This window comes from Ruegeria sp. YTSC106 (genome assembly GCF_059609765.1).
On record NZ_JBXWMI010000021.1, the window covers coordinates 44750 to 60826 of the forward strand.

18 protein-coding genes, 1 other RNA gene and 1 riboswitch are annotated in these 16077 nt (G+C 58.1%); of the genes, 13 read left to right on the top strand and 6 right to left on the bottom strand.

Going from position 1 to position 16077, the window contains the following annotated elements; translation table 11 throughout:
* Positions 1-118 precede the first annotated feature (118 nt).
* From AC2FEB_RS21085 to rsgA, 3 genes are all read left to right on the top strand, one after another.
* The gene (locus AC2FEB_RS21085; protein WP_496676632.1) at positions 119-1987 is read left to right on the top strand and encodes a bifunctional 2',3'-cyclic-nucleotide 2'-phosphodiesterase/3'-nucleotidase; all 1869 of its coding nucleotides are present in this window, start codon (positions 119-121) and stop codon (positions 1985-1987) included.
* A gap of 39 nt (positions 1988-2026) precedes the next feature.
* Positions 2027-2125: signal recognition particle sRNA small type (ffs, locus tag AC2FEB_RS21090), an RNA gene on the top strand.
* Between the two features lie 158 nt (positions 2126-2283).
* On the top strand, positions 2284-3309 hold the full coding sequence (gene rsgA / locus AC2FEB_RS21095; protein ID WP_117872962.1) for a ribosome small subunit-dependent GTPase A: 1026 nt from the start codon (positions 2284-2286) through the stop codon (positions 3307-3309).
* Positions 3310-3348: 39 nt separating this feature from the next.
* On the opposite strand, the gene AC2FEB_RS21100 is transcribed toward rsgA, so the two are convergent.
* Entirely contained in the window at positions 3349-4269 is a 921-nt protein-coding gene (locus tag AC2FEB_RS21100; RefSeq protein ID WP_496676630.1) for an alpha/beta hydrolase family protein, read from the bottom strand.
* Between the two features lie 70 nt (positions 4270-4339).
* A riboswitch (cobalamin riboswitch) is annotated at positions 4340-4560 on the top strand.
* 91 nt (positions 4561-4651) lie between these two features.
* On the opposite strand from AC2FEB_RS21100, the gene AC2FEB_RS21105 reads away from it, so the two are divergent.
* Positions 4652-5059, top strand: a complete 408-nt coding sequence (locus tag AC2FEB_RS21105; RefSeq protein WP_117872148.1) for a hypothetical protein — start codon at positions 4652-4654, stop codon at positions 5057-5059.
* On the opposite strand, the gene AC2FEB_RS21110 is transcribed toward AC2FEB_RS21105, so the two are convergent.
* On the bottom strand, positions 5051-5563 hold the full coding sequence (locus tag AC2FEB_RS21110) for a protein-tyrosine phosphatase family protein (RefSeq protein ID WP_117872146.1): 513 nt from the start codon (positions 5561-5563) through the stop codon (positions 5051-5053). The genes AC2FEB_RS21105 and AC2FEB_RS21110 overlap by 9 nt on opposite strands.
* Positions 5564-5734: 171 nt before the next feature.
* Between AC2FEB_RS21110 and AC2FEB_RS21115 the strand changes: the two genes are divergently transcribed.
* The 6 genes from AC2FEB_RS21115 to AC2FEB_RS21140 all read left to right on the top strand — a co-directional run bounded on the left by AC2FEB_RS21115 (position 5735) and on the right by AC2FEB_RS21140 (position 10938).
* Positions 5735-7498, top strand: a complete 1764-nt coding sequence (locus tag AC2FEB_RS21115) for a DNA polymerase III subunit gamma/tau (protein WP_496676619.1) — start codon at positions 5735-5737, stop codon at positions 7496-7498.
* A gap of 635 nt (positions 7499-8133) precedes the next feature.
* Positions 8134-8367 (top strand): TauD/TfdA family dioxygenase, encoded by a 234-nt coding sequence (locus AC2FEB_RS21120; RefSeq protein WP_496676615.1) that lies wholly within the window; start codon positions 8134-8136, stop codon positions 8365-8367.
* A gap of 290 nt (positions 8368-8657) precedes the next feature.
* Positions 8658-9011 (top strand): YbaB/EbfC family nucleoid-associated protein, encoded by a 354-nt coding sequence (locus AC2FEB_RS21125; RefSeq protein ID WP_171236037.1) that lies wholly within the window; start codon positions 8658-8660, stop codon positions 9009-9011.
* A gap of 64 nt (positions 9012-9075) precedes the next feature.
* Positions 9076-9669, top strand: coding sequence for a recombination mediator RecR (gene recR, locus AC2FEB_RS21130; protein ID WP_496676613.1), 594 nt, complete (start codon positions 9076-9078; stop codon positions 9667-9669).
* Between the two features lie 79 nt (positions 9670-9748).
* On the top strand, positions 9749-10312 hold the full coding sequence (locus AC2FEB_RS21135) for a histidine phosphatase family protein (RefSeq protein WP_496676611.1): 564 nt from the start codon (positions 9749-9751) through the stop codon (positions 10310-10312).
* A gap of 137 nt (positions 10313-10449) precedes the next feature.
* Positions 10450-10938 (top strand): hypothetical protein, encoded by a 489-nt coding sequence (locus AC2FEB_RS21140; protein WP_117872136.1) that lies wholly within the window; start codon positions 10450-10452, stop codon positions 10936-10938.
* Here the strand turns inward: AC2FEB_RS21140 and AC2FEB_RS21145 are convergent.
* Positions 10935-11564, bottom strand: a complete 630-nt coding sequence (locus AC2FEB_RS21145; RefSeq protein ID WP_496676608.1) for a ribonuclease T2 family protein — start codon at positions 11562-11564, stop codon at positions 10935-10937. The two genes, AC2FEB_RS21140 and AC2FEB_RS21145, sit on opposite strands and share 4 nt — an antisense overlap.
* Positions 11565-11695: 131 nt before the next feature.
* On the opposite strand from AC2FEB_RS21145, the gene AC2FEB_RS21150 reads away from it, so the two are divergent.
* Both AC2FEB_RS21150 and AC2FEB_RS21155 read left to right on the top strand, forming a co-directional pair.
* Entirely contained in the window at positions 11696-12457 is a 762-nt protein-coding gene (locus AC2FEB_RS21150) for a DUF1013 domain-containing protein (RefSeq protein ID WP_117872134.1), read from the top strand.
* A gap of 51 nt (positions 12458-12508) precedes the next feature.
* On the top strand, positions 12509-12898 hold the full coding sequence (locus AC2FEB_RS21155) for a hypothetical protein (protein WP_299901687.1): 390 nt from the start codon (positions 12509-12511) through the stop codon (positions 12896-12898).
* A 57-nt stretch (positions 12899-12955) separates the two neighbouring features.
* Here AC2FEB_RS21155 and AC2FEB_RS21160 read toward each other — a convergent pair whose 3' ends face one another.
* Together AC2FEB_RS21160 and AC2FEB_RS21165 are read right to left on the bottom strand one after the other, a co-directional pair.
* The gene (locus AC2FEB_RS21160; RefSeq protein ID WP_496676605.1) at positions 12956-13987 is read right to left on the bottom strand and encodes a permease; all 1032 of its coding nucleotides are present in this window, start codon (positions 13985-13987) and stop codon (positions 12956-12958) included.
* The gene (locus AC2FEB_RS21165) at positions 13980-14288 is read right to left on the bottom strand and encodes an ArsR/SmtB family transcription factor (protein WP_117872131.1); all 309 of its coding nucleotides are present in this window, start codon (positions 14286-14288) and stop codon (positions 13980-13982) included. The genes AC2FEB_RS21160 and AC2FEB_RS21165 overlap by 8 nt, the downstream gene beginning before the upstream one ends.
* A 133-nt stretch (positions 14289-14421) precedes the next feature.
* Here AC2FEB_RS21165 and pdxR point away from each other — a divergent pair, with 133 nt between their 5' ends.
* The gene (pdxR, locus tag AC2FEB_RS21170) at positions 14422-15882 is read left to right on the top strand and encodes a MocR-like pyridoxine biosynthesis transcription factor PdxR (RefSeq protein WP_496676604.1); all 1461 of its coding nucleotides are present in this window, start codon (positions 14422-14424) and stop codon (positions 15880-15882) included.
* Here pdxR and AC2FEB_RS21175 read toward each other — a convergent pair.
* On the bottom strand, positions 15879-16077 hold a 199-nt coding region (locus AC2FEB_RS21175), incomplete at its 5' end, for a hypothetical protein (RefSeq protein WP_496884347.1). The two genes, pdxR and AC2FEB_RS21175, sit on opposite strands and share 4 nt — an antisense overlap.

The window sequence follows — 16077 nt, forward strand, 5'->3', positions numbered from 1 at the left end:
AAAGCGCAAAACGCAGAGACGCGCCGCCGAAAAGCCGCATGGCGGCCTCGGAAAAATCATCTAAATTGCGTTTCGATGATTTTAGCCCATTACCACATTCAAAAGTAGAACAACAAAAGTGAAGCAAAACCCATCGACGCAGGTTCAACCCACGGAAAACCGTGGGCGTATTCGTATTCTTGCCACCTCCGACCTGCATATGCATCTGACCGGTTTTGACTATTACACGGACACACCAGACCCAACACTTGGGTTGACTCGCACCGCCAGCCTGATCCGCAAGGCCCGACACGAGGCCACAGACGCACTGGTGCTGATGTTCGACAACGGGGACTCGCTCCAGGGAACACCGATGGGCGAATGGGCCGTTCGGAACGACACTCCCCATCCGATGATGCTGGCATTCAAGGCACTGGACTATGATGCGATTGGTCTTGGCAACCATGATTTCGGGTTCGGGCTGCCATCATTGGACAAGACCCTTGCACAAGCCCCGTGCCCGGTTCTGTGCGGCAATCTTCATCGGTCAGGAAAAATACAATCATGGCAGCGTTTTGCGATCATTGACCGCATCATACCGGCAGGAAACAAGGGCGTACCCATTCGCGTTGGCGTGTTTTCGGTTCTTCCACCGCAAACAACACGTTGGGAAGAACATAATCTGAACGAAACCGTAGTGGCGGACGACATTGTTGTCGCGGCACGGTCCCTGACGAATTTCTTGCGCGAAAAAGGGTGCGATCTGATCGTGGCGCTCGCCCATTCCGGGCTTGGAAACCCGGACACAGCGGCCGACACCGAGAATGCCGTTATTCCCCTGGCCGCGATTGAGGGCATCGACGCTGTTGTCGCTGGGCACACTCACCTGACCCTTCCCGCACGCACCAGCGCCCAAACCCCGAATGTGGATTACGCGAAAGGGCTGGTGCATGGTACGCCGGTTGTCATGCCCGGCTCGGCAGGCGCATATCTTGGAGTAATTGATTTAGCCGTTACCCTACAGGCCCAGTCGGGGCTGCGTGTTGTTGACAGCCACGCTGAATTGCGCCCGGTTTCCGTGGGCGGCACCGCTATTGGCGAAGACTTGGAAATCGCGCAACTAGTTGAACCCGCACATCAGCAGACCCGTCAGGACATGGCCGCGCCCGTTGCGCGCGTCTCGGACACATTGCACAGCTATTTCAGTTTCTGTGCACCGGATCGTGGACTGACGCTTGTTGCCGCCGCACAAGCAACCGCGTTGCGCCCCTTTTTACACGGCACCGCGCTTGCAGAGCTGCCACTGTTGTCAGCCGTGTCGCCAGCCAAATGCGGCGGGCGCTCTGGCCCTCGGTATTACACGGACGTTCCGGCCGGTGAAATCTGTCTGCGGCACGTTGCGGATCTGCATGTCTTCCCCAATGAGTTGCGCGCGATCCAGATCACAGGCGCGCAGTTGCTGGAATGGTTGGAGATGTCAGCCAGTGCATTCAACCAACAATTCCCCGATGCCGAGGCAGAACTGTTCGACCGGGATCGGGCGGGGTACAATTTCGATATCATCTTTGGCTTGTCCTATCAGATCGACCCGTCGCAACCGCCGCGATACGATGTCGGGGGGCAAATGATCCATCCCGGTCACAGGCGGGTGCATCATCTGACTTGCGCGGGCCAAGCCGTACGGCCGGATCAGGTGTTTGTCGTTGCTCTCGATAATTATCGCGCAAGCGGTGGTGGACATTTCCCATATGTGTCATCGGCCCTAGCCATCAATCTGCCCCCGCTGGATATCCGGGACATTTTGCGAGACTACATGACGCACCGCCTGCCACCCGACCCATTGGCCCGGCAACCTTATCCGTTCTCTCTGATGCCGAAATCCGGGATGACGACCATTCTTCGGACTGGTCCCGGTGCTTTGAAGTATATTGACGAATTGAACATGTTTGACCCCAAGATTCTGGAACCTGACGAAACCGGTTTTGCACGCATTCGCCTGACGCTCTGACGGGTTGTCATTTGCCGAAGCCTTCCCTATATCCAGAGTCGAGAGGTTGGCGCGGGCGAGCGCCTCGCCAACCTGGTCAGGTCCGGAAGGAAGCAGCCACAACGAGCCCCGCTTGGGTCGATGTCCAACCTCTCACTTTTCGAACCTTAGCCGCAGGAGGGCTTTATGATTGTAGAAAAGACCCTTCGGGCAGCACGGTTCTGACCTCACGGTATCAACTGACTGCCTGAACACATGACCCGGGGATGAGCGATCGCCATCCGTCGGGAGTACTGTTTCTGACGACAGGCAGACCAATGTTTCTTACACTTTCGGACCTGGGATGGTCCTCTCACTTTGCTGCGCAACACGCGGCTTATCCTTCCTGCACACCTTTTCGCATCACTTCCGTTCATCGGGACCGCCTGATCGGGCTGAACCCGGATGGTGAAGTCCCGTTGCTGACCCTCGATCAGTCAACCGGCAGCTATGCCGTTGGCGATTGGGTTCTCACCGACGACGACAAACGCGTGCGCCATTTGCTCGACCGGCGCAGCCTGCTGCACCGACGCGCTGCCGGTTCAGGTGCCGCGACGCAACTGATCGCAGCCAATGTCGATGTGCTGTTCATCGTCAGCTCGTGCAATGCCGATTTCAACCTGCCCCGGCTGGAACGATATCTGGCGCTTGCGCATCAGGCCGGGTGTTACTCGGTCGTTGTTCTGACAAAGGCCGACAAATCAGAGGACCCTGACAGTTTCTCGGGGCAGGTGCAATCACTGGACCCGTTCTTGACGGTTCTGGCGATCAACGCGCTGGACCCAGCAGAAGTTGAAAAGGTTCTGTCCTGGTGCTCCAAAAGCCAAACCGGAGCGCTGGTTGGCTCGTCGGGCGTTGGCAAGACGACACTTGCCAATTCCATGACCGGTCAGGATCTCACCACGTCGGGCATTCGCGAGGATGACGCGCGGGGCCGGCACACAACGACCGCACGCGCACTGCACCAGATGCGCAACGGCGGCTGGTTGATCGATACACCCGGAATGCGCGCGTTGCGCCTGCTGGACGCTCGGGACGGGATCGACGAAGTTTTCTCGGACCTTGCCGAGTTGAGCCGGGACTGCCGTTTTGCGGATTGCCAGCACAACTCCGAGCCCGGATGTGCCGTGCAAACGGCGATCAGTCACGGCACGCTTGATCCGGTGAGACTGGACCGGTGGCGCAAGCTTCGGCGCGAAGATCGGCGCAACTCTGAAACAGTCGCACAGTCCCGCGCGCGGGACAAAGCGTTCGGTAAGATGGTCCGTGGCGTCATGAAGGAAAAGAAACTTCGCAACCGGTGATGGTTGGACGGTGCCCGGCCCGTCCTGCGCCGCGTCTGGTCAAGCGATCAGTCGCGGCCAAACCGCTGCGTTGCGCCGGGCAAATGCTCCGATATGACCAACCTCAGGCAACCCGAAATCGGCGGGGCTGAGCAGGTGACGGTTGGCATCGGGGCCGTAAAGATCCGCAAGCCGCCAAACCGCTTCCGGCGGCACCATCTGGTCGTCCTCGAATGCAAACAAATCCACGGGCACTCCAGTTTCCTCCCAGTGCGCCGCAGGTAAGTCACGCCCGACTTCAGGTACATAGCTTAACGACGCTGTACACCATTTGCGCCACTGCCAATAGACCGATGCCGGCAGGTCCGAGCCAAACCCTATCGCCTTTCCGGGAAGGTAGCCAAGTGCTCGGGCCAAAAGCGGGGCATGGCCGTACCAGAACAACCCTGCCAAACCCCGATAGGGCCACGGATGGTCGCTTAGGGTCACAAGCCCCGAACACACACAGATCATCCGGTCAATCAGATCGATATCCGGTTGTACTGGCCCCAACATCGCGCCGACGGAATGGCCGATGGTCCAGTGTTTCGCATTCGGGTATCGCCGACGCATTTCCGCCCGTGCCGCGGGCATGTCGATCAAGGCCCAATCCGCCATGGTCGCACGCGAATCTTTCAGGCGGCCCGTTAAAGAATACCCATAATCCCTATAGTCATAGGTCAGGCAGGCCATGCCCTTCTCAGCGGCAAGCCATCGTGCGAAATGACGGTAATAATCACGCGGCACACCCGTTGCACTGTTCAGCACGACGACGATTTCGGGCGAAGTTACCGGGCTATACAATCGGGCGGACAGCGTTTTCTGCCCGGACGGAAACCGAAACTCCTCGGTCAATACCGTTTGCTCTGTATCCAACATGATCTCTGGCTTTTCGCTTGGTAAATCCGGTTTCCGAACCTCAACACCCTCGACACTATGCATGAACCAACATCGTATCCAGCATGACCAAGCGTCCGGTCAAAAGATCGGCTTGACTCGGTGCGTGCTCAAACGCTAGCGGTTGTGTGATGGTTTCCGGCCTCCACAAGGGGTCGGGATGAAAAGGGAACACGGTGCGGTAATGTCTGGTCATACAGGCAACAACCAAATCCGCGACTGCCCCCGCAACTGTAAGCGGTAAGCGATGCCAAAACACCACTGGCCCAATGGCCGGGAAGGTCGGCAAAGCAATGACCCGCAAGTCAGGAGACCTGCCATCGGAAACAAAACCGAAACTCGGGCGGGGTGTCCGGGCAGGTCTTGACGGCATCACGCTGTCCCACCTGTCCCAAATATCCTGTCCACCACGCGCGGAGGGCGCAGGATGATCTGGAAGACAAAAACGCATGAATACAGTGCAACAGTATGTCAGCGGACGGGCAAAACCTGCCCCGCTTTGGCGCGGCTGGCGCGCTCGATATCCGAAGCCGTGACACAGGCGACCTTGGCCACAAGTGACGATTTGGAGGTTGAGGGCAGCAGTGAGCTGTCGCATTGCGCCGAAGGATGCCATGCAATTTTCCGCGCGCGATCAGACAGCATTCGTATCTTTTGCGGGACGCAGCCCGAAGCCGCAATTGAGCCCCTGAACGGCTATGCCGACTTGATCTTCGGAAACACGTTCAGTGCGATGCCATCCGGCGTCGTGAAAAACCCACCCTGCGCGATGATCCAGGTTTCCACGATCCGGCCTCGAAAACCCGTTTGCGCGCCCGCGCAGATGTCAATCTGATTCCAGACTGACCCGTGCCTGGGCACGCCGAGAGGCCCAGGCCAGTTGCGCATCCGTTTCGACAGCGCAAGGACGTACCGCCCGCAATCGTTCCAGCGCTGTGTCCGCGCGTTCGCCGCATTCGACCATCAGCCGCAGAACAACCATACCTGACCTGCCACAGCCCCCACGGCAGTGCACCAAAACGCGACCTCCACCTGACAGCGCGTGCCGGGCTGCGGCGCTGACAGACGGCCACGCGTCCTGAATCGCCTGTGTCGGCGCTCCGAAATCTTCGATCGGAAGGTGAACCCATCGGCTGGCGCGGCTTTGAATGTCGCTGCCGAAATCCTTCGCGCCATCCTGAAGCATCTCGACATCCGTTGTCATCGATACAACAAGCCCCGGCTGCCAGGCTGCGATCGTATCCAGATCGCTGAAATAATCCCCGCCACGTCCGGGCATCGAGGTCAGTGCAAGCGTTCCGCCTCCGACTTGCAGGGCGTAGATCACCAGCTGCGACATGAAACGTGTCCTCCCCAAAGAACTCTTTACAAAAATGAGTCATTAAATCTGCTAACGCAGTTTAGTGCGAAAGCGACTCGTTTCTAAATCAAAAATCATCACACCACGCTGTGGACGCGGGCAGCGGTGGCCACTACGCTGTGCCGAAGCACCGAATCCCAACGAGAAGACATGACAGACAGCTCCAGCCCCACCTATCAGGTTCTCGCCCGCAAATATCGCCCGGAAACCTTTGCCGATCTGGTGGGTCAGGATGCCATGGTGCGCACCCTGAAAAACGCGTTCGCGGCCGATCGGATCGCGCAGGCCTTCATCATGACCGGCATTCGCGGCACCGGCAAAACCACGACCGCGAGGATCATCGCCAAGGGCATGAATTGCATCGGTCCGGACGGAACCGGTGGCCCCACAACCGAGCCCTGCGGTCAGTGCGAACACTGTGTCGCCATCATGGAAGGTCGCCATGTCGACGTGATGGAGATGGACGCCGCCAGCCGCACAGGCGTCAACGATATCCGCGAGATCATCGACAGCGTGCGCTATCGCGCCGCCAGCGCGCGCTACAAGATTTATATCATCGACGAGGTTCACATGCTCTCGACCAGTGCTTTCAACGCGCTGCTCAAGACGCTGGAAGAACCGCCCGCGCACGTAAAGTTCATCTTCGCGACCACTGAAATCCGCAAAGTGCCTGTCACAGTACTGTCCCGATGCCAGCGCTTCGACCTGCGCCGGATTGAACCCGAAGACATGATTGGCCTTCTGAGCAAGATCGCCGAAGCGGAAAGCGCCCAGATTGCCGAAGACGCGCTGGCACTGATCACCCGAGCAGCGGAAGGATCGGCCCGGGACGCGACCTCGTTGCTGGATCAGGCGATATCGCACGGGGCTGGCGAGACGACCGCCGATCAGGTCCGTGCAATGCTTGGACTGGCGGACCGTGGCCGCGTTCTGGACCTTATGGATATGATCCTGCGCGGCGACGCCGCGGGCGCACTTACCGAGTTGAGCGGGCAATACGCCGAAGGCGCGGACCCGCTGGCGGTGCTGCGCGACCTGGCCGAGATCACGCACTGGGTGTCCGTCGTAAAGATCACACCTGACGCGGCCCAGGACCCGACAGTTTCTCCGGACGAACGGACCCGGGGCCAACTCATGGCCGAGGCTCTGCCGATGCGGGTCCTGACCCGGATGTGGCAAATGCTGCTGAAGGCGCTCGAGGAAGTCTCCGCTGCCCCCAACGCGATGATGGCCGCTGAAATGGCCGTTATCCGCCTGACACATGTGGCTGATTTGCCCAGCCCCGAAGAGCTGATCAAGCGATTACAGGATAACCCGCCACCGCCGCAGGGCGGGCCCAACGGCGGCGTGCCCATAGCCAGACAGGGTGCGGTTCCAACGCAAGCTGGCGCGGCCCATCCGCCTGCCTACGCGTCGCCCCCTCGCGGTGCCGGTGGTGCGCCGGTTGCAGCTCTGGCGCAGGATGCTCAAACGGCCCTTGCGCGGTACCCGACCTTCGACCACGTGGTCGAACTGATCCGGACCAATCGCGACGTGAAGTTGCTGGTTGAGGTGGAAAACGGCGTGCGCCTCGTGTCCTATCAGCCCGGACGAATCGAATTCACACCCGCCGCTCAAGCACCGGCGGATCTGGCTCCACGGCTGGGCTCTGCCTTGCAACGCTGGACAGGAAACCGGTGGGCGGTCTCGATTGTCTCGGATGGGGATGCACCCACAATTGGGGAAGTACGGGACGAGGCCGAGCTGGCACTGAAATCCGAGGCTGAACAACACCCTTTGGTTCAGGCTGTGCTGGCGCAATTCCCCAAGGCGAGAATCACCAATATCGAGACGCCGGAACAACGCGCCGCCAAGGTCGAGACCGAAGCTCTTCCCGAAGTTGAAGACGAGTGGGACCCGTTCGAGGAAGACTGACCTTGCCACCCGTCATATCGTGTCACAAGTGTTACTCATCGACTCTTCCCGTGATTACACCGTTCCACAACGTGAGCGAGGGATTTCATGCGAGCGTCACCACTGCATCCACTTTTCGAATTGATTGTTCACGACATCGACCTGCGCGAAGTTGCAGGTGATACCTTGTATCCTGATATTCGGCAGGCGTTCGAAACCCACTCAGCGTTGCTGTTTCCCAAACAATCAATCCCGGATACATACCATGTTCGCATCGCCGAACTGTTTGGCCGTTGGAGAATAGAAGAGCCGTGGCGGCGGCACACGACTTTGAATTTCAGATTTCCGAACTGACCTAGAAAACAAAAGACAGCCTTTGCTCAAAGGACGATCTGCGCTTGCTGGATTTGCAGGCAAATTTGTTGTGATATGTTGCGGCACACGGACAGTATATTCCTGCCGACGCCTGCACTGATCAACATTCTGACGGCCAAGGCCGTGCTCCCGTCGGGTAACCCGACCGAGCTCGCATCGACCCTAGCGGCGCGGGCAGATATGCCGGATCAACTGAAAATACACTGAAGGATGCCATTATCTGGCACCGGTTGTCTCATTCCCGATCAAAGATTTCACCCGATCTGGCCGAACTGTCTAAAATGACCAGATGGCAGGATTGCCAATGGCGCGCGATCTGGCCAAATCCTGTATTCATCGCTTCGCATGCCTTTGCTATCGAAGGGATTGGGCATCATGAAGGTCAGACCCTGCTGGACAACGCAATCACGTTCTGCACGCAGCCCGAACAAGTCTATTCCCACAAGCGGTCAGTCGGCGACGTTCTCATCTGGGACGAACGCGCCACGATGCATCGCGGCCGTCTCTGGAACTAATACCACCCAGGAACCCTGAAATCCATTTGCTGCTCTGTCAGCGACGCCGAAGGTTCAAACCGCGTTCGAGAAAACTAAGAACCAACCCTCCCGCGCCCGCCACGGTCTATCGGCTGCGCCGATACCCCAGAGCGGCCTTGGGCCCGGCAGCGCATGGACCGGGCCCATGCGCTGCCGGGCCCAACGGGAGGAAAGGTCTTGCCAAAGACCTTGACGACGGGCGGGACAACCCTTGTGCGATGTGGCCGCTGCCCGTATCTAGAGCGCAAACGGAGACACAGGAGAATACTATGCTGAAAGGACTCGGCGGGCTTGGCGGTCTGGGCGACATGGCCAAGATGATGAAATCCGCGCAGGACCTGCAAACCAAGATGACCGAGATGCAGGAAGAGTTGAACAACATGATGGTTGTCGGCGAATCCGGTGCTGGCCTGGTCAAAGCAACTGCGACCGCCAAAGGTGAACTCAAAGGTCTGGATATCGATCCGTCCATCTTCAACGGTGACGACAAGGAAGTGGTCGAAGACCTGATCCTGGCCGCCATCAAGGACGCGCAGACCAAGGCCACCGAACGCTCGCAGGCCGAGATGGCAAAACTGACCGAAAGCATGGGCCTGCCCGCAGACATCAAGCTGCCGTTCTGATACACCCTCCTGACGGATCATCGGCCGGGCACCTGGGCCTGGCCCTTTTGCAGGAGCGCCCGGGTTGAGTTCCAACAGCGATATAGACAATCTGATCGACCTGATGGCCAAGCTGCCGGGCCTCGGCCCACGCTCGGCCCGCCGCGCCGTTCTGCATCTGATCCGCAAACGTGCCCTGCTGCTGACACCCCTGTCTGATGCCATGCAGCAGGTCGCGATCACCGCTCGGGAGTGCCTGAACTGCGGTAACGTGGGCACCACCGACATCTGCGATATCTGCGACAACGAGGCCCGCGCAACCGGAGAGTTATGCGTGGTCGAGGACGTCGCCGACCTCTGGGCGATGGAACGCGCCGGTGTTTTCAAAGGCCGCTATCATGTACTGGGTGGCACGCTGTCGGCGCTGGACGGGGTCGGCCCGGACGAACTGCGCATTCCCCGACTCAGGGACCGGGTCATGGCCGAAGGGATTACCGAGGTCATTTTGGCGCTCAACGCGACCGTCGATGGCCAGACAACCGCCCACTACATTGCAGACCAACTGGAGGGTCAGGTGCGCCTGACCTCTTTGGCCCAAGGTGTGCCGATCGGCGGAGAGTTGGATTATCTGGATGACGGGACGATTACGGCGGCGCTGCGGGCGCGGAAAGAGATCTGAATCAGCTTTGTCAAACCGCACCCCTTTTTTTACGCCAATAAGAACAACACCCCTCGGGCATTAAATTGAGGTACGCATCTTGAGCAAGTATCCAGAACTTTTTGTACTGAGACATGGCGAAACCGAGTGGAACACTCAGGGTAAGTTCCAAGGGCGCAAGGATTCTCCGTTGACGGAAAATGGCAAGTCTCAGGCTCGAAAACAAAACGAGATACTCAAACAAGTCCCGGATGCACCATCGCGTGTTTATGCCAGCCCACAGGAACGGGCTAAACGCACCGCGCGTTTGGCAACCTCACCTCATCATGAGGTGATACATGACGATCGGCTTATGGAAATCGCGTTTGGACAATGGGAAGGTGCAACGAGGGGTTTCATCCGAGAGCAAATCGACTGTTCCTATGAAAGCTATCATTGGTATTTTCGCAGCCCGGGCGGAGAGAACTTTGATGACATCTGCGGTCGCGTAGATTCTTTTCTGAAGGAACAGGTTGAGCCAGCGATCATCGTAACCCATGGCGTTACATCATTGGTGCTGAGAGGGCTTTGGTTGGGCCTGGATTTGGACACTCTGCTACGGCTACCGAGAACACAAGGGTGCGTGTTTCACCTTGCTAACGGCGTTGAAACCATATTGAGCTGAGCTCATGGATTGGGCTCGAATTCAGGTTTGTCTCGCTTTCAATACCGGGACAGCCATAGTTCAAAAAAGCAACTTTGGATGATCACTAAACTGCTCTAAGGATAGATAAACTCAGCGAATACTTTGGAGCACCCCTCATGACCCGTCTTCTTGCGCTTGCTTTTGCTACATTTTCTGCCACCGCCGCCCTTTCACAAGAGCTGATCGACAAAGGCTACGTCGAAGGCTGGAACATCATGATGGACCCCGCACTTGGCAACGGGTGCCTGATTCAGACGGTGTATCAGGATCTCTCGGTGGTGCGCCTTGGCTATGACGCACTGGACAATCGCGGGTACTTCGCCGTCTACAACAAGGCTTGGGGCGACATTAAGCAGGGTGAGAGTTACCCGATCCGGTTCGATCTTGACGGCAAAAGCCATGATGCCACGGCCATCGGGTTCAACGAACGCGACGTGCCGGGCGCGACCGTGTTTTTCACCGATCGGAGCTTCGTGAACGCCATCGCTCAGAACAAGACAATGACGGTCTACAATCCGGCAGGTGAGGTGGTGATGGCCATTGACCTCAAAGGGACCGCCAAGGCTTTGGACTATGCGCGGGACTGTCAGAACAAAAAGCTCTAACGAATCGGATCAAAGAGCGCGTCCTTGGCGGTGCAATCACGGATCACGTCCCGACCGCAGGGCACGGAATCCAGATCGCGCGACAGGCACACGCGGACCTCTTCGATATAGCCCTGTTTGCAGGTGATCGTGATCATGTCGCGCTCCAACTCCGGGTTGGCGTTCAGGAATGCCTCCTCGACCACCGAAGCGGGCAGTTTGACGGATGAATCCAGCTTGCGGAACACCTGAGGGCGCTCGACCGCTTCATAAGCCCGCCGGGACAGGGCAAAGTAGTCGGACGCCGACAATCCCGAACATGTGCCGTGTTTCTTCCATTGATGCCAGGCAAGGCCGGAACTGCCCTGAATATCCTCCATTTCCCGCGTCATGCGGCGCGAAGGTGGGCTTGCGGGGGTACGGCAGTAGGACGGCCAGCCCTGATGGAATTGAGGCCACAGCCCGTGCAGAACCCAACCGTGATCATGGCGTGAATCGCATTGATCCGATCCGCGCGCATCTCCTTCGCGGGCGCACCAGTTGGGCGACCAGCTCAGCGACAGAACGTAGTAGTCAAACTCGCCCGCCTTTTCGCCCTCGGCCAGCGCAGCCACCGCACTGAAGACCCACAAAACTACCCAGCGCATTCGCCTCTTCCCTTCTTGCCTTTGCGCGACTATATACTGGCCAAGTTCCCCGACAACGGAAACCTGCCCCAAGAACCAAGGGGCCGCCGAATTCCGGCGACGGGACAGATGTATGTATAGGAGACGGGCTGATGGCAAAACCGCTTATGGCCAAGGCAACCGCCGTATGGCTGGTGGACAACACCACGATCAGCTTCAAGCAGATCGCGGATTTCGTAGGAATGCACGAGTTGGAAGTGCAGGGTATCGCTGATGGTGACGTCGCCGCCGGCGTAAAAGGCTTTGACCCGATCGCCAACAACCAGCTGACCCAGGACGAGATCGAAGCGGCACAGAACAACCCGCTTCACAAGTTGAAGCTCAAGTTCAACCCGTCAGCCGCTGGCGAAGAAAAGCGTCGCGGTCCGCGATACACGCCGCTGTCGAAACGTCAGGACCGTCCGAACTCGATCCTGTGGCTGGTCAAGTTCCACCCGGAACTCAGCGATGGCCAGATTGCCAAACTGGTAGGCACCACGAAACCGACCATCCAGTCGATCCGCGAACGCACGCACTGGAACATCTCCAACATGCAGCCGATTGATCCGGTTGCTCTGGGTCTGTGCAAGCAGTCGGAGCTGGACACCGCCGTACAGAAAGCGGCAGCCAAGAAAGCGGCTGAAGGCGGCGTGATGAGCGACGACGAACGTCGCAAGCTGGTGTCGACCGAACAGTCGCTGGAAATGGACGCAGCGCCGAAGATCCCGACCGCAATTGAAGGTCTGGAAACTTTCTCGCTGTCCGACGAACCGTCCAAAGAGAAAGACGACGAGCCGATCATCGACGCAGACAGCTTCTTCAACCTGCCCAAAGGTGGGGCGGATGAAGAAGACGAAGACGATCTTCGCCCGTAACGCGCAAACAGCCTCGGCCAGAACGGCTGGGGCTTTTTTCACGGACTTGCCATGCTGAATGTTCTATCTGCGGTTTTTGGCCCGCATCGCGCCGTCACAATCTATGCCTTTCTCAAAACGTGGGGGCTTGGTCTGGCTGCCGGCGTTGTCATGATTGCCATCGTTGCGACATTATTTCTATTGGGAGATGAAGGCGAACACGAGCATGAGGCGTTCCTGATCGTCCCGGTACTGTCTGCAACTCCGGTGAACGGAGACCTGAAGAATGGCGTCGTAGCTTCGGTTCGCCTGCCGGATGGTTCCGCCACGTCGATTACCTCTACGGATGCGCAGGTTTCGCAGACCGTAGGCACGACGGCCTGTGTCGAAAAACGCGTCTATGTCGAAAGCGGTGAAGCCCGGTACCGGTTCAAACTGCCACGTCTCTGCGAAGGCAGTTGATCGACGGAACCGAAGGGATAAAAGCCGCCCGATGCTGACACCGGGCGGCTTTTGCGTTCATACCATTTGAAAGATGATGCCTGCCACGATCGCGCCACCGACGCCCAGGATCAGATAGGCTGCAAAGACGCGTGGTTTGACCAAAGACCAGACCGCGGCCATCGCCGGAATGGAACTGACGGCTCCTGCAACCATGAACGACATGGCAGCACCTGCTGTCATACCTTGCTCCATCAACCCCGCCAGCAGTGGCGGCGCCACGTAGGAGTTCAGGTAGGCAGGCATACCCACCAGCGCAGCAACGATGATCGGCAGCACGCCTTCTCCGCCGACCACGCCGGCAATCAGGTCGGCAGGCACATAGTTAACCAGCAGAGCCTCAAGCACATAGGCCAGCGCAAGCCATTTCAACAGGAACAAACCGTTGTGCACGAATTCCGAACGGAACCGGATCCGGCGCGCGGGTTCCTGCCAGAATTTCCAGACCGGTTTGTCGTCCGTTTTCGGACCACACCCGCAGCACCCAGCGGGCTTGTATTCCCGCAGGGGCTGGGCAAACGCACCTTTGCGCATCAGCAGCCGAACCGAGAATCCACCGAACAAACCAAGCGCAACCGCCGCGACGGCTTTACCGATGGCAAAGGGCCATCCCAGCGCACCGGCAGTGATCAAAAGCGTCGGCGGGTCGATCAAGGGTGAACTGAGCCAGAATGCCATGACCGCGGACAACGGAGCACCTAAGGCCAGAAGGCCGGCGATAAAGGGAATGACCTCGCAGGAACAAAATGGTGCAAGACCACCGAACAGAGCGGCCAGAAAGATCATCCGGGTCTCACGCCCCGCAAAGGCGCGCGCCACCATCACCTCTGCGCCGGTCGCCTTGAGGTAGGATAGCAGAAGCACTGCAAACAGAATGTATTGCCCTGTATGTGCCAAGGCTTTGGCTGCAAATGTCACCACCTCGCGCAGATTGCCGGGATCCAGGATTGCCACCGCCGCAAGAATGACAACGATCAGCGTCCAGGGTGTCTTGATCAGGTCCAATACCCCTTTGGCAGTCTCGCGCGGATTCTGTGTCAACTCAGCCATCGTTCGCAGCCTTTCCAACTTCGTCGGCGCAACACTCGCTGAGAATGAATTGCGCAAGATTTCTCAATTCGTCGTAACTGGCCCGGTTGATCGTGGTTCGACCGACCCTTTCCTGTTCGACCACACCACCGGCCGCAAGAAACCGCAGGTGATGGGCCAGGGTCGACGGGGCGATCCCCGTCCGGTCCTGTATCTCGCCAACGGTCAATCCGGCTTCACCGGCCCTGACCAGAGTCTTGAGGACTTTCAGCCGGGCCTCAGAGCCCATGGCAGAAAATCCGGCAGCAGCAGCTTCCCACATCGGTTATCTCCAATAAACTAGATTTATAGTTATTTAGCCTTAAGGAACTCTCCGGTCAACCTCTCTGTTAAAATATCGTGACTGCGATGTAAGTCCAGATTGCCCCAGCCTTAAGTCCACCCTATAAGCAGGCATGGGGATTTCGGTCGATACATTCTTTCTTGAACTCAATGGTCAGGGCACGTTGCAGGCCCAGATCCAGCAGATGATTGCCGAAGGCATCTTGTCCGGTCGCTTTCACGTCGGAGAAAAACTACCTTCGTCACGCAAACTGGCCGCACATCTGGGTGTCAGCCGAATTACGGTGACGCTGGCGTATACCGAATTGTTGGCCAATGATTATCTGACGGCCAAAGGGCGATCAGGATATTACGTATCGCATAACGCACCGGTCCCTCCCAAGTATTCGCCTGTCCAGCGCGGCACCGAATCCGTTGATTGGGACAAAGCATTGGCACGCCGCTTTCTGGACAGTGACGTTCTGCCAAAACCCAGCGACTGGCGAGAGTACCGTTACCCGTTCATCTACGGGCAGGCCGACCGGACTTTGTTTGACCACGCCAACTGGAGGTTATGCGCCGTCCGCGCGTTGGGGCATAAAGATTTCGATTCACTGACCGGAGATTACGTGGATCAGGATGATCCGTTGTTGATCGAATTTATTGCCCGACACACTCTACCACGCCGTGGCATCGCAGCCCGCCCTGAAGAGATTTTGATTACCCTGGGCGCACAGAACGCGCTCTGGCTGGCATCGCGCATTTTGCTGACCCATAACCGTACCGCCGTCATAGAAGACCCTTGCTACTACGCGCTTCGAAGCCTTCTGAACCATTGGGACTGCGCCGTCACACCCTTGAGTGTCGATCGGGACGGATTGCCGCCCGACACGATTCCTGACGAAGCTGACGTCATCTTTACCACCCCCAGCCATCAAAGCCCGACGACCGCGACGATGCCGATCGACCGCCGCAACCAATTGCTGGATCGAGCACGCGATCTCGACGCGATGGTTGTCGAGGATGACTATGAGTTCGAAATGGCCTTTCGGGGTGCGCCTTCGCCGGCACTGAAATCCATGGATCGGGATGGCCGCGTGATTTACGTCGGCAGCTTTTCCAAGTCGCTGTTTCCAGGGTTGCGACTCGGGTACATGGTCGGCTCAGAACCTTTTATCCGCGAGGCACGTGCGCTTCGCTCATTGGTCCTGCGCCACCCACCAGGCCACATTCAGCGCACGGCGGCGTATTTCCTGTCGTTGGGCCACTACGACGCGCAAATTCGGCGTATGTCGAAAGCTTTGCAAGAGCGGCGCGACGCGATGGACAAAGCCATCGCGGAAAGTGGGCTGACCGTGGCTGGACGGGGTGTGATTGGCGGTTCTTCAATGTGGATGTCAGCCCCTGAGCATGTCGACACAACGCAACTGGCATTAAGACTGCAAAACCAGGGTGTTCACATTGAACCGGGTGCGTCGTTTTTCTCGGGACCGGACAGGCCACGGAATTTCTACCGCCTTGGCTACTCCTCAATTCCAACTGACCGCATCGCGCCCGGTGTGAAACTGATCGCAGACGCAATTCGGGCCGTTTAAGCACCATCTGGACCTAATCCGGCTTTCGATTTGGCCCTAACGCAGGTCGCACCCTTGCGCCAAAACCATATCAAACGCCGGGCGCAGTGCCCGGTTTCACTCACTCTTGGTTGGAGAACACCCACATGAAGATGACGACGGAAGAGGCGTTTGTTAAGGTTCTGCAGATGCACGGGATTGAGCATGCGTTTGGGA

Bases quoted from the DNA above. Each gene is read 5' to 3' on its own strand.
- rsgA (WP_117872962.1), top strand. From the start codon at position 2,284: ATGTTTCTTACACTTTCGGACCTGGGATGGTCCTCTCACTTTGCTGCG.
- AC2FEB_RS21100 (WP_496676630.1), bottom strand. From the start codon at position 4,269: ATGCATAGTGTCGAGGGTGTTGAGGTTCGGAAACCGGATTTACCAAGC.
- AC2FEB_RS21105 (WP_117872148.1), top strand. From the start codon at position 4,652: ATGATCTGGAAGACAAAAACGCATGAATACAGTGCAACAGTATGTCAG.
- AC2FEB_RS21110 (WP_117872146.1), bottom strand. From the start codon at position 5,563: ATGTCGCAGCTGGTGATCTACGCCCTGCAAGTCGGAGGCGGAACGCTT.
- AC2FEB_RS21115 (WP_496676619.1), top strand. From the start codon at position 5,735: ATGACAGACAGCTCCAGCCCCACCTATCAGGTTCTCGCCCGCAAATAT.
- AC2FEB_RS21120 (WP_496676615.1), top strand. From the start codon at position 8,134: ATGACCAGATGGCAGGATTGCCAATGGCGCGCGATCTGGCCAAATCCT.
- AC2FEB_RS21125 (WP_171236037.1), top strand. From the start codon at position 8,658: ATGCTGAAAGGACTCGGCGGGCTTGGCGGTCTGGGCGACATGGCCAAG.
- AC2FEB_RS21140 (WP_117872136.1), top strand. From the start codon at position 10,450: ATGACCCGTCTTCTTGCGCTTGCTTTTGCTACATTTTCTGCCACCGCC.
- AC2FEB_RS21145 (WP_496676608.1), bottom strand. From the start codon at position 11,564: ATGCGCTGGGTAGTTTTGTGGGTCTTCAGTGCGGTGGCTGCGCTGGCC.
- AC2FEB_RS21150 (WP_117872134.1), top strand. From the start codon at position 11,696: ATGGCAAAACCGCTTATGGCCAAGGCAACCGCCGTATGGCTGGTGGAC.
- AC2FEB_RS21155 (WP_299901687.1), top strand. From the start codon at position 12,509: ATGCTGAATGTTCTATCTGCGGTTTTTGGCCCGCATCGCGCCGTCACA.
- AC2FEB_RS21160 (WP_496676605.1), bottom strand. From the start codon at position 13,987: ATGGCTGAGTTGACACAGAATCCGCGCGAGACTGCCAAAGGGGTATTG.
- AC2FEB_RS21165 (WP_117872131.1), bottom strand. From the start codon at position 14,288: ATGTGGGAAGCTGCTGCTGCCGGATTTTCTGCCATGGGCTCTGAGGCC.
- pdxR (WP_496676604.1), top strand. From the start codon at position 14,422: ATGGGGATTTCGGTCGATACATTCTTTCTTGAACTCAATGGTCAGGGC.